Below are 12044 nucleotides of genomic sequence, written 5' to 3' on the forward strand. Positions count from 1 at the left end.
ACCGGCCGACCCGCTCAGACTCACCAGAACACCGCCCATCAGGGACTTTTCCACCGTACGCAACACTCGCACGCCGCCCGCCGGATGTGACCGACCAGACAATCCCCCTCGTAAGTATCCACTTACCCCACTCGACCGCAAGCCCTCACCGGGCACGGGAGTCCGGGCGGGTCAGCGCAGTGCGGCGATGGCGGCGCGGAGGCGGTTCTCGTCGACGCGCCAGAAGTCGTGCTGGACGCCGTTGACGAGCGTCACGGGGATCTGCTCCCAGTACTGCTCGGTGTCCTGCTCCGACTTGGTGATGTCGCGCTCTTCCCACGGGACGTCCAGGTCGCGGGCGACCCGCTCGATCACCGCGCGGGCGTCGTCGCACAGGTGGCATCCGGGCTTGCCGAGCAGCGTGATCATGATCCCCGCGCCGTCTTCGCCGCTCATGTCACCTTCCGGGGAAGTCCGGCGCCGGAAGCGGCACCTTGGCGGCGCCGAGGCGCAGCTCGATCACGTTGGTGGCCAGCACGTGGGTGCGGGACTCCGCCAGGAACCGCTGCAGGTGCGGCTGCCGCCGGTGCGCGGCGAACGCGGCCTCGGCCCGGAAGAGCTGGTAGAAGATCCGCTGTGTGGGGCCGCCCACCACCTCGTGGCAGGCGAAGACCACCATCTCGGGCTCGACCGCGATGGCGGCCTTCACGAGATCGGTGGCGAGCCGGTCGAAGGCGTCCTCGCGTCCTTCGAGGAGCGTGTAGACGGTGATCTGGCCGCACGCCCCGGCCAGCCCCGTCAGCCCGGCCGGCTTCGCCTGCTCGGGGACGGCTCCGCCGCCCAGCCCGGCCGCCGCCGCGGCGGCGGCGACACCGTCCACGGCCGTCGGGCCCGCCGGACTGTCCGGGAAGCGCAGGTCTTCGGCCGGGGCCGGCTCGGGGAACCGCAGCTCGCCGCGCCGCGGATCGGGCGAGGGGGTCGGCGCCGGGACGGGCTCGGGCCGCGCCGGCTGGTACCCCTGCTCCTCGTAACCGGTCATCGGCTCATCCCCGTAGTCGTCCCCGTAGTCGTCGTAGCCCTCGTCGTCGAAGACCGGGATCGTGCGCATCGCCCCGTACCAGACGAGCCCAGCGGCGCCGCCGAGCGCGATCACCGCGAGCGGCGCGGGCAGGAACCCGCGGGTGCCGCTCACCACCAGGACGCCCGCCAGCGCGACCAGCGCGATGGGGATCAGCAGCTCCGCCGCCTCCTGGTCCTGCTTGCTCGCCAGCCAGCCGGTGACCCCGGTGCACGCGGCCAGCGCCAGCACCGCGACGACGTGCGCGCCGTCGATCAGCAGCAGCGGCAGCGCGTCGTAGGTGTCGCCGGGCTTCGGCAGGTCCTTGGAGAGCTCGCCCTTCAGCGGGTCGACGAGCAGGATGACGAGCGCGACGACCGTGTAGGAGATCGCGAACAGCCAGGCCCCGAACCGCACCTGCACGTACCGCGCGATCAGCTCGACCATGCCGAGGGCGAGCCAGATCGGCCCGATCAGCGCGGCGCCGAGTTCCACGACGCGGAAGAGCACGCCGTTGAAGCCCGCCAGGAATCCGACGCCCATGGACAGCAGCGCCAGCGACAGCCCGACCTGTGTGAACGACCAGGCGATCAGGTAGAGCAGCCGGTCCTTGTTGGCACGCTGGATCAGCAACCCGGTGGCCGTCAAGGCACCCAGGGTCGCCACGAGCGCGAGAAAGGCAGAGACCATCGCGCCCCATGGTGCCCGATGCCGGGGTCCGACGGGTAACCGCTCCCCGCGAACGCATCGGCGAACGCACCATTGCCTGGCGTACCTATCGGTATCTAGAGTGGCAGATCACGCCGGAGGTCGCGTACGCCCCGAGGAGAACTGCATGAGCAGCTTGTCCCTCGATGCCGGGGTGCTCCCCCTCCCCCGGCCGGCCCGGGGCGGCACCGGCCTTTCCGCCGGCCGGTCCGCCGATCACACGGCCGACCGCGCCGAGGTTCTCAAGGCACTGGTCCTGCGGGCCCGCGACGGCGACGCCGACGCGTTCGGCTCCCTCTACGACCACTACGTCGAACTGGTCTACCGCTACGTCTACTACCGGGTCGGGACGCATTCGCTGACCGAGGACCTCACGAGCGAGACGTTTCTGCGGGCGCTCCGCCGCATCTGCGACTTCCACTGGCAGGGCAAGGACTTCGGGGCCTGGCTGGTGACGATCGCCCGGAACCTGGTCGCGGACCACTTCAAGTCCGGCCGCTACCGGCTGGAGGTCTGCACCGCCGAACTCGTCGAGCCGGAACGGCACCAGGAGGGACCCGAGCGGGCCGTCCTGGACTCGATGACCAACCGGACGCTGCTGATGGCGGTCCGCCGGCTGGGATCGGAGCAGCAGGAATGCGTCGTGCTGCGGTTCCTGCACGGCCTGTCGGTCGCCGAGACCGCGCTGATCATGGACAAGAAGCCGGGCGCGATCAAGGCGCTGCAGTACCGCGCCGTCAGGTCCCTGGCCCGCATGCTCCCACCCGACCTGCGCCACTAGCCCGACTGCGCCGGCCCGACCCGCGCCGGCCCGACCTGCGCCACCGGTCACACTTGCCACCGGCGGTACGGGCCATCCTTAGACTGACCAATAATTGATCATCGGGCCGTAACCCGCCGCGCCACCGGATCGTTTTGCGGGGCAGGAGCGCGTTCGTGCCTGGAGTCCGCAAGGGAGCGGCCAGTTGAGAACCGGGCGAGGAAAGATCGCCGAGCAGGGAAACGTGCTGGCCCGGCTGCGGGCGAGCGACGCGGGCCCCGATCCGCACTTCCGCGCCGTGCTGCGCGAGCGGCTGGTCGCCGCCGCCGGCGACCGGAGCGGCGACCGCTTCGGCAAGGACCCGTTCGACGAGGACCCCTTCAGTGAGGACCCCTTCGACGAGGACCCCTTCGGCCACGGGCATCACGATCTCGGTGGCCGCAACCGCGGCCGGGCGGACGGCCGGGGAGAGAGGGACGGCTAGGCTCGCCCCATGCGGCGATTCTGGCAGCGCGGCAAGGACCAAGACCACAAGAGCGCCGGGGAGGCGTCCGCGGCGGCCGCGGCCGAGCCCGAGCCGCTCCCCGACCCGGACCCCGCCGCGGCGGCGTTCTTCGACGTCGACAACACGATGATGCGCGGCGCGTCCATCTACTACTTCGCACGCGGCCTCGCCGCCCGCAAGCTGTTCACGATGCGCGACCTCGCGATGTTCACCTGGGGGCAGGTCGCCTTCCGCCTGCGCGGAACCGAGAACTCCGAGCACATCGGCAGCGCCAAGGAGGCCGCGCTCTCGTTCGTCGCCGGCCAGCGGGTCGACAAGATCGTCCGGCTCAGCGAGGAGATCTACGACGAGGTGATGGCCGACCGGATCTGGCACGGCACCCGCACCCTGGCCCTCCAGCACCTCGACTCCGGCCAGCAGGTATGGCTCGTCACCGCCACGCCCGTCGAGGTCGCCCGGACCATCGCGCACCGCCTCGGCCTCACCGGCGCGCTCGGCACCGTCGCCGAGACGCGCGACGGCGTCTACACGGGACGGCTCGTCGGGAACCTGCTGCACGGACCCGCGAAGGCCGAGGCCGTCCGCGCCCTCGCCCACCGCGAGGGCCTGGACCTGGCGCGCTGCGCCGCCTACAGCGACTCGATCAACGACCTGCCGATGCTGGGCGTCGTCGGGCACCCGCACGCCGTGAACCCCGACCCCGAGCTCCGCGTGCACGCCAGGGACCACGGCTGGCCCGTCCACGACTTCCGCACCGGCCGCAAGGTCACGATGATCGCCCTCCCCGCCGCCGCGGGCGCCGGCGCCCTGGCCGGAGGCGTCGCCGCCGGCGTCGCCCTCCGCCGCCACTACCGCGGCTGACCGGACGCGCCGGTTCGTCCCCACGCCGTCGATCCCACGCTGACGATCCCCACGCTGACGATCCCCACGCTGACGATCCCCACGCTGTCGATCCCCACGCTGACGATCTGCGAGTGGCGGTGGGGATTAGCCTTCTCGGGTGAGCGTTGAGCTGACGTTGCTGTCCGGGGTCGCCTGCCGTGGGCGGGACGTCACGAGCCCGCGGCTGCGCGGTCTCCTCGCCCTGCTCGCGGGGGAGCCTCGGGCGGGCGTGTCCGCCGGCCGGCTGGTCGAGGGACTGTGGCCGGACGAGCGGCCGGAGAATCCCGCCAAGGCACTCCAGGTCGTCGTCTCGCGAGCCCGGTCCCAGCTCGGGGCGGACGTCGTCGCGAGCACGCCGACCGGATACCGGCTGGGGCTGGGCGAGAACGAGGTGGACGCGTCGGCCGTGCTGCTCGCCGCGTCCGCGAGCGGCCGGTGCGCCCGCGACGGCGACCACAGGGGCGCGCTCGCCCACGCCGAGGAGGGCCTCGCGTTCTGGGACGACCCCCCGGAGCCGGACGAGGGAACCGATCCGCTGTCCGTGCTGCGCGCGGAGCGGGCCGCGACGTACCGGACGCTGGAGCGCGCCCGCGCGCTGGCCCTGGCGGGGCTCGCCCGGCACGCGGAGGCGTTCGGCGCGCTCACCGCCGTGGCCCGCGAGCATCCCCGGGACGAGGAGGTCCTCGCCGGGCTCCTGCGCTGCGAGGCGGCGACCGCGGGCCCGTCCGCCGCGCTGGCCCGGTACGAGTCCTACCGGCGCTCGCTGCGTGAGGAGCTCGGCACCGACCCCGGGGCCGCGCTCCAGGACGTCCAGCGGGAGCTGCTGCGCGACGAGGCGCCGCCCGTGCGGCGAGGCGTCGCCCACGAGCCGAACCCGCTGCTCGGCCGCGCCGCCGACATCGCCGCCGTGCGGGATCTGCTGCGCACGTCCCGCGTCACCTCGATCGTCGGGACGGGCGGGCTCGGCAAGACGCGGCTCGCGAACGCCGTCGCACGCGACGCCCCGCACCGGGCCGTGCACGTCGTCGCGCTCGCCGGTGTCGCCCGGAACCGGGACGTGGCGGCCGAGGTGGCCTCCGTCCTCGGCGTCGGCGACCCGCGCCTCGCGGGCTCGGGCCGCCTCGGCGCGGCGGCCGACCGGCTCGGCGGCATCGTGGAGACGCTCGGGCCGGGTCCGGTGCTGCTCGTCCTGGACAACTGCGAGCACGTCGTCGACGGCGTCGCCGAGCTGGCCGGCGCCCTGGTGTCGATGACGCGCGACCTCCGGGTGCTCACCACGAGCCGCGCCCCGCTCGGCCTGTCGTCGGAGTCGGTGTATCCGCTGCCCGCGCTGGACCCGCCGACCGCCGCCGAGCTGTTCCGGCAGCGGGCCCGCGCGGCGCGGCCGAACGCCGACCTCCCGGCGGAGGCGGTGGAGGAGCTGTGCCGCCACCTGGACGGGCTGCCGCTCGCCGTGGAGCTGGCGGCGGCCCGCGTCCGCGTCATGTCGCTGCCCGAGATCGCCCGCGGTCTGGACGACAGGTTCGCGCTGCTGCGCGGCAACGTGCGCGACGCGCCGTCCAGGCACCGGACCATGCACGCCGTGGTCGAGTGGAGCTGGAATCTCCTCGGCCCGCTCGGGCAGGCCGCGATGCGGTCGCTCTCGATCTTCTCGTCCGGGTTCACCCTGGACGCGGCACGCCATTTCGTGGACGGCGACGTCCTGGAGGTTCTGGAAGATCTCGTCGGCCAGTCGCTCCTCGAAATGACCGAGGAGGACGATGTCGCCCGACACGGGACGCGCTTCCGGATGCTGGAGAGCGTCCGGGAGTTCAGCGCGGCCCACCGAGAGGCGGCAGGCGAGACGGAGGCCGCGATCGAGGGGCTGCTCGCGTGGGCGCGGGAGTTCGGGTGCGGGCACCAGGAGGCCGTGTTCGGGCGCGGAGCGCTGGCGCGTGTCCGGATCGAGCAGGACAACCTCTTGCAGGCGCTCCGCCACGGGCTCGCCCGGAGGGAAGGCCCGGCCGTCGCCGCCGTGACCGCCGTCCTGGGCGGCATGTGGATGCTGGACTCCACGTACGACCGGATGATCATCCTGGCGGAGGAGACCGCCGGGCCGCTGAGCCGCTTCCGCCCCGGGCCCGAGGACGTCGAGACGACCAGGGCGGCCCTCACCTTCAGCTTCCTGACCTCGGTCCTGATGAAGGGCCCGCGGCCGACGCGCACCCTGGTCGCGCTGCGCCGCCTGCCGCCCGTCCCGCCGACCAGCCTCATCCGGGCCATGGCGACCCTGATGGCGGCGGGTCCGGAGATCCTGGACCCGGACGGCGGCGCGGCCGTCCTCGACCGGATGTGCGCGAGCGGCGAACCGCGGCTCGCCGCGCTCGCGAACTGCGTCACCGGCTACATCCGGGAACGCGACGGCGACCTGACCGGCGCGCTCGCGGCCACCGAGACGATGCTGACGACGTCCGGCGGACCGGACACTCCATGGCTCGGACTCCTCGCCCACTCCCGGCTCGGCGAACTGCTCATGCAGCTCGACCAGGGCGAGCGGGCCGCACACCACCTGCGCGTGTCGCTGGACCTGCTCAAGCGCAACGGATGGCGCGACATGTTCGGGCTGCTGTGGGCCCTCGCCGGCGCCGAACTCAGCACCGGCGACGTCGAGCGGGCGGAAGGCTGGCTCGACCAGTCGCTCGTCTCCGGGCCGGACGAGTCGTTCGGCACCGCCACGTTCAACCTCGGTGCCCGCGCGGAGATCGCCTTCGCCCGCGGCGACACCGAGACCGGCCTGCGGCTCTGGCGGCAGGCCGTCGAGCGGCTGGTGGAGGAGGAGGACTCCGCGCCATCGCCCGGCTTCGACTCGTGGACGCTCGAAGCCCACTGCGTCACCGTCGTCGCCCACGCGCGGCACGGCGGGCTCGACCAGGTCGAGGACCTCGCGGCGGGGCTGCCCGGCAGGCTGTCGCTGCTGCTCGCCCAGACTCCCGCCACGACGCCGGGCTTCTTCATGGACCTCCCGCTCTGCGGCGGCATCCTGCTGGCCCTGGCCCTCGCCGACCTCGCCCGCGCCGGCGGCCCCGCCGAGGCCCCGCCCGGCGTCCGGACGCGGACCGCGCGCACGATCGCGCTGGCCGAGCGGCTGCACTTCGTCCGGAACTTCCAGCCGACCATGTCCTCGGCGGCGGCCCGCCGCGACGCCGAAGAAGCCGACGGGCCGGCGTACCTCGCCGCCGCGCGGGAGTACGCCGGCCTCGGCGGCGCGGAGTTGCGCGACGCCGTCCGGAAGCTCGCGGCTAGCGGGGAGCCTTCCGGTTGAACAGCACCTTCGAACCGGCGTAGCCGCCGATGGCGAGCCCGACGCACCATGCGACGGCGACCGCCGCGTCCTGGCCGTCCGGCGTGCCGACCAGCAGCCCGCGCAGCGTCTCGATGATCGGGGTGAACGGCTGGTACTCGGCGAACCACCGGACCCCGGCGGGCATCGACTCCGGAGGGACGATCGCGCTGCCGACGAACGGCAGGAACTGGATGATCATCGGCGAGTTGCTCGCGCCCTCGGGGTTGTTCGCCAGCAGGCCCAGCGCGACCGCCATCCAGGTGAGCGCGAACGTGAGCAGCACCAGCAGGCCGATCGCGGCGAGCCAGTCGAGCGGGCTCCCGCTCGTCCGGAACCCCATCGCGACCGCGACCCCGATGACCGCGGCCGTGCTGATCAGCGTCTGGATCATGCTGCCCACCACGTGCCCGGTCAGCAGCGACGCCCGCGCGATCGCCATCGTCCGGAACCTGTCGACGATCCCCTCGGTCATGTCCATGCAGACCGAGACCGACGTCGTCAGGCATCCCGAGGCGACGGCCATCAGGATGATCCCCGGCGCGACATAGGTGATGTAGTCGCCGTCCGCCGGCCCGCCGACGCCCTCGCCGAGCGCGTTCCCGAACACGCCGACGAACAGCAGCATGATGAAGATCGGCACCATCATCGTGCTGAGGGACATGGACGGGTAGCGCAGCGCGTGCCGCAGATTGCGGCGCAGCATCGTCGCGGAATCCGTTGCCGCGTGCGTGAGCACGGTCATCGCGAGGTCACCTTCTTGGTGTCGGGGCGCTCGTTGTCGGGGCGCTCGTTGTCGGGGCGCCCGTTCTGGGAGCGCCGGCTCTGGGGGCGGCCGGTGAGCGCCAGGAAGACGTCGTCCAGGTCGGGTGTGTGGACGGACAGCTCGCCGACCTCGATGGACGCGTCCTCCAGCCGACCGAGCAGGGCCCGCAGCGACCGGACGCCGCCGTCGCTCGGCACCTGCAGCGCGAGCGCGTCGTCGTCCCGCGCCACGTCCGGCGTCACGGTGCCGAGCGTCCGCGCCGCCGCGTCCAGCTCGGCCAGGTCACCGAACCGCAGCCGGACGTGCCCGCCCGGGACCTGCCGCTTCAGCTCGTCCGCCGTCCCCTCGGCGACCAGCCGGCCGCCGTCCAGGACCGCGATCCTGTCGGCGAGGTGGTCCGCCTCCTCCAGGTACTGCGTCGTCAGGAAGATCGTCACGCCATGCTGGACGAGACCGCGGATGATCTCCCACATCGTCCGGCGGCTCCGCGGGTCGAGCCCGGTCGTCGGCTCGTCCAGGAAGATGATCTGCGGGTCACCGATCAGCGTCATCGCGATGTCGAGCCGCCGCCGCATCCCGCCCGAGTACGTGTTGACCCTCCTGTTGGCGGCCTCCACCAGGTCGAGCCGCTCCAGCAGCTCGTCGGCGGCCCTGCGTCCCGGGGCCTTGCCCAGCCGGTGCAGGTCCGCCATCAGGATCAGGTTCTCCCGCCCGGTCAGCAGCCCGTCCACCGCCGAGTACTGCCCCGTGACTCCGATCGCCCTGCGCACCCCGTCGGGGTCCTTCACCAGATCGCGTCCGGCGATCCGCGCCTCGCCGCCGTCCGCGGGGATCAGCGTGGTCAGGATCCGCACCGCCGTGGTCTTCCCGGCGCCGTTCGGCCCGAGCAGCGAGAAGACCGTCCCGCGCGGCACATCGAGGTCGATCCCGTCGAGGACGGCCTTATCCCCGAACGCCTTCCGGAGACCGGCCGCGTAAATGGCCGTTTGCCGTGGTTCCGTGTTCATGCGCCGAAGCGTGGACGGCTTCGCCTTCAGCCCGGTTTCACTCCGGTTTCAAGACATTTCAGGGGAGAGATCGATTACTCTCCGCCCATGTTCGCTCCCCGTACGTTGCTTCCCGTTCTGGCCGTCGCGCTGGTCAGCGCCGGCTGCTCGGGCTCGGGCACTACCGCGTCCGCATCCCCTGAAGAATCCGCTTCGTCAGCGTCCCCCGCGGCATCCGCCACCCCTTCGGCGTCACCGTCGTCCGCCTTCTGTCTCGATCTCTCCACTTTCCAGGTCGGTTCGCTCGCCTACCGCGCCGACGCGGGCAAGGCGATCAACGGAGAACCGCTGGACTTCAAGGAGCTGCGGAGAAAGGCCATCCTCGTCCTGGACATGGGTGACCGGATGAAGTCGAGCGCTCCGCCGGACATCGCGGAGCACTTCCGGACCGTCCTGAAGGCGATCAAGGCGTCGTCGAGCAAGCTGAAGGAGGGATCGACGGTCCGCGACGTCGTGGACCCGCTCTACGGCAAGAAGAACGCGCCCGCCTTCGAGGCTCTGAACGGCTACGAATGCAAGCCCGCATCCTGACGCGAATCCAGGACATAGCGGAGTCGTCCGCATACCCGCCCACCCGGTCGTTCGCTCGCGGTCACCGTGGGGTGAGCCTGACCACCGGGTATTCCCGCTCGGACTTGCTCTGGTACTTCGCGATGCGCGGCTGAGCAGCGGCGATGCGCTGCCATGCCTGCTCGCGGTCGGCACCGTCGAGCCGCTGCGCCGTCACCGGCACCGCGTCATGGCCGGGCAGTTCCATCGACGCGCGGTCAGGGTGCGCCATCAGATTGGCGAACCAGTCCGGATTCTGGCTCCCCCCGCCCGAAGCGACGATCAGCCGGGCGTCCTCATCGTCGGCGAACCACGCCACAGGCGTCTCCCGCGGCTCCCCGCTCCGACGGCCGACCGTGTTCAGGATGAGCACGTCCATTCCCATGAACCTGCCCTTGCCGCGCCGGATCTTACGGTTCATACGGGCGTTCGCCCGATGCTGCATCCACCGCGAGAACGCCCCAGGCGTCCCGGCCTTGCGCTTCTCCTGGCCGTCCGCCTGTTCTTCCCGTGCCATCGTGTTACCTCCGTCGATCGACCTGATGTGCTTGGCAGTCAAGCTAGGCGCACTCAGGTCAAGCCCGCTTCTCGATTCCTGACCGACCTGGCGTCCCCCCCGACCGTGAGCGGGAGCGGCAGCCCCCTCGACGGGAACTGTGCCCACACCGCCGCGTCTACGATCTGGTGGCGTGACGTGGGAACCGCAGCAAGCCGACGCCGACACCATGGCCCGGCGCGCCGAACTCGCCCGTGCGGTCCGGGACGATCTGAGCGCCGCAGGCCTCCCCGTCGTTCCGGAGGACGCCGACCCCTCGGTCAGCGCGGGGGCCCGCGTGACCGTCGACCCGCTCAACGACGAGGCCGGCGGCGTCTTCGTCCACTGGGGAGTGCGCTATGTGCTGAGGTCCGCCGCCATGGACGCGCTGGTCGGAGGCGGCGGGCCCGGGGACGCGTGCATCAGACTCTCCGGCGGCACGTCGAACGCGATGCAGGACGCGATCGCCGAGATCCTCACGATCGCGGGCTACGACGTCCAGAAGGACGCCAACGACATGGCGCCCTACCAACTCGCGGTGCTAAGCCGCCATCCCGGGCCGTCGTGGCGGGACTGGCTGAGCGAACAGACTGCACGACGCCAGGAACCCTGACGGCAACGACCCGAGAACGCGAGGCCAGTCAGCCGTAACAGAATTCGTCGGCCCACGGAATTCTGGAAGAGTCCGAATAACACAATTCTTTACAGTGCGGCGGGGGCGGCGCAGCGTACGGGGTCCAGCTTTTCGGGGGGCAGGCTCCGCCTGCCCCCTGCCCTGGTCGCGCCGCCCCCACCGCCCAGCCACGAACGGAAGAGGGAGAAAAGGAAGGAGGGGCGAAGGGGGGCACTTCGATTTTTCCGACGTGGCTCGGCAGTGACATTATTCGAACCCAAAGATTTCCTCGGATCGTGGTATTGCGACCACATAAAGTCACCACCTTGAGTATCATGTTCATATGCGCACGATGGCGATCGACCTCGACGCCGCTTCCACCATGGAACTGGTGGAAGCGGCAGCGGTGATCGCGTCGAAACTCGCCGAGCGGCCACCACCCGAATCGGCCCCGGCATGCTTCGAACTCACCGAGAAACTCGCCCGTGCCACCGACCAGCACGAAAGCACCATCGCCGGATTCATATCCGTGGTCGACAATTCCGCGGAACCGCAGCGCTGGGGCCTTCCCTCCACCCGATCATGGCTGCGATCCCGGCTGGGAATGCGCGACGCCCGCGCCAAAGAACGCCTCACCCTGGCCCGCCACCGCCACCGCCTCCCCGACATCACCGGGCGGGTGGCCCGCGGCGAACTCTCCTACGGCTACGCCGCCACCGTCGCCACCGCGGTCGCCCGCCTGGACGACGCCGACTGCGCCACCGCCGAAACCCTCCTGCTCGACATGGCCGACCAAGGCTTCTCCGCCGGGAAACTCGCCGCCTTCGGCCGCCGCATCCGCGACGTCATCGCCGAACGCGACGGCACCGACATCCCGGACAAGGATTCCCGCCGCGGCTACGAACGCTCCTGGATCGACTCCACCCGCTCCCTGGACGGCGGCCGCCACCTCAAAGGCTGGCTCAACGCCGAAGACGCCGCCATCTTCGACGGCACCCTCGCCCCCCTGGCCAAACCCGCAGGCACCGACGACCACCGCGACCTACCCGAACGCACCGCAGCCGCACTCACCAGCGTCCTAGCGGGCGGACACAAAGCCACCAAGGTCACCCTCATCGTCGACCTGGACACCCTCACCGGCGGAACCGCCCCGCCCGCCTCACCGACGGCACCCCCATACCCGCCGAACAAGCCCGCCGCATCGCCCTGTCCGCCGGAGTCTCCCCACTCATCCTTGGACGCGGCAACACCCCGCTGTACCTGGGGCAGACGGTCCGCATCGCCAGCCCCGCCCAGCGCCGCGTCCTCGAAACGCTCTACTCGAC

General features: G+C 71.6%; 12 protein-coding genes. 7 read left to right on the forward strand and 5 right to left on the reverse strand.

From position 1 onward, the window contains the following. Positions 1 to 171 precede the first annotated feature (171 nt). Both E1281_RS11085 and E1281_RS11090 read right to left on the reverse strand, forming a co-directional pair. Entirely contained in the window at positions 172 to 435 is a 264-nt protein-coding gene (locus E1281_RS11085; protein ID WP_131877202.1) for a glutaredoxin family protein, read from the reverse strand. A 1-nt stretch (position 436) separates the two neighbouring features. Then, positions 437 to 1726: an antibiotic biosynthesis monooxygenase gene (locus E1281_RS11090; RefSeq protein WP_131877203.1), complete on the reverse strand. Its 1290-nt coding sequence runs from the start codon at positions 1724 to 1726 to the stop codon at positions 437 to 439. A 145-nt stretch (positions 1727 to 1871) separates the two neighbouring features. Between E1281_RS11090 and E1281_RS11095 the strand changes: the two genes are divergently transcribed. The 4 genes from E1281_RS11095 to E1281_RS11115 all read left to right on the forward strand — a co-directional run bounded on the left by E1281_RS11095 (position 1872) and on the right by E1281_RS11115 (position 7192). Beyond that, positions 1872 to 2525 carry a sigma-70 family RNA polymerase sigma factor gene (locus tag E1281_RS11095; RefSeq protein ID WP_131877204.1) on the forward strand — a complete coding sequence of 218 codons (654 nt, stop codon included), beginning with the start codon at positions 1872 to 1874 and terminating at the stop codon, positions 2523 to 2525. Positions 2526 to 2709: 184 nt separating this feature from the next. Continuing rightward, positions 2710 to 2988 carry a hypothetical protein gene (locus E1281_RS11100; RefSeq protein ID WP_131877205.1) on the forward strand — a complete coding sequence of 93 codons (279 nt, stop codon included), beginning with the start codon at positions 2710 to 2712 and terminating at the stop codon, positions 2986 to 2988. A gap of 9 nt (positions 2989 to 2997) precedes the next feature. Continuing rightward, positions 2998 to 3870: an HAD-IB family hydrolase gene (locus E1281_RS11105; RefSeq protein WP_131877206.1), complete on the forward strand. Its 873-nt coding sequence runs from the start codon at positions 2998 to 3000 to the stop codon at positions 3868 to 3870. A 139-nt stretch (positions 3871 to 4009) separates the two neighbouring features. Beyond that, positions 4010 to 7192 carry a BTAD domain-containing putative transcriptional regulator gene (locus E1281_RS11115; RefSeq protein WP_131877207.1) on the forward strand — a complete coding sequence of 1061 codons (3183 nt, stop codon included), beginning with the start codon at positions 4010 to 4012 and terminating at the stop codon, positions 7190 to 7192. Here the strand turns inward: E1281_RS11115 and E1281_RS11120 are convergent. Both E1281_RS11120 and E1281_RS11125 read right to left on the reverse strand, forming a co-directional pair. Next, positions 7170 to 7955, reverse strand: a complete 786-nt coding sequence (locus tag E1281_RS11120) for an ABC transporter permease (RefSeq protein ID WP_131877208.1) — start codon at positions 7953 to 7955, stop codon at positions 7170 to 7172. The genes E1281_RS11115 and E1281_RS11120 overlap by 23 nt on opposite strands. Further along, positions 7952 to 8983, reverse strand: coding sequence for an ATP-binding cassette domain-containing protein (locus E1281_RS11125; RefSeq protein WP_131877209.1), 1032 nt, complete (start codon positions 8981 to 8983; stop codon positions 7952 to 7954). Before E1281_RS11125 ends, E1281_RS11120 begins: the two co-directional genes overlap by 4 nt. 87 nt (positions 8984 to 9070) lie before the next feature. Here E1281_RS11125 and E1281_RS11130 point away from each other — a divergent pair, with 87 nt between their 5' ends. Continuing rightward, on the forward strand, positions 9071 to 9553 hold the full coding sequence (locus tag E1281_RS11130) for a hypothetical protein (protein ID WP_131877210.1): 483 nt from the start codon (positions 9071 to 9073) through the stop codon (positions 9551 to 9553). Positions 9554 to 9614: 61 nt separating this feature from the next. Here E1281_RS11130 and E1281_RS11135 read toward each other — a convergent pair whose 3' ends face one another. Then, positions 9615 to 10088 carry a nitroreductase family deazaflavin-dependent oxidoreductase gene (locus E1281_RS11135; RefSeq protein ID WP_131877211.1) on the reverse strand — a complete coding sequence of 158 codons (474 nt, stop codon included), beginning with the start codon at positions 10086 to 10088 and terminating at the stop codon, positions 9615 to 9617. A gap of 172 nt (positions 10089 to 10260) precedes the next feature. Here E1281_RS11135 and E1281_RS11140 point away from each other — a divergent pair, with 172 nt between their 5' ends. Together E1281_RS11140 and E1281_RS11145 are read left to right on the forward strand one after the other, a co-directional pair. Next, positions 10261 to 10719 (forward strand): hypothetical protein, encoded by a 459-nt coding sequence (locus E1281_RS11140; RefSeq protein ID WP_131877212.1) that lies wholly within the window; start codon positions 10261 to 10263, stop codon positions 10717 to 10719. A 343-nt stretch (positions 10720 to 11062) separates the two neighbouring features. Next, positions 11063 to 12044 (forward strand): DUF222 domain-containing protein (locus E1281_RS11145; RefSeq protein WP_131877213.1); only part of this gene is annotated, 982 nt, incomplete at its 3' end.

The sequence above is a fragment of the Actinomadura sp. KC345 genome, from assembly GCF_004348515.1.
Classification (GTDB): Bacteria; Actinomycetota; Actinomycetes; order Streptosporangiales; family Streptosporangiaceae; genus Spirillospora.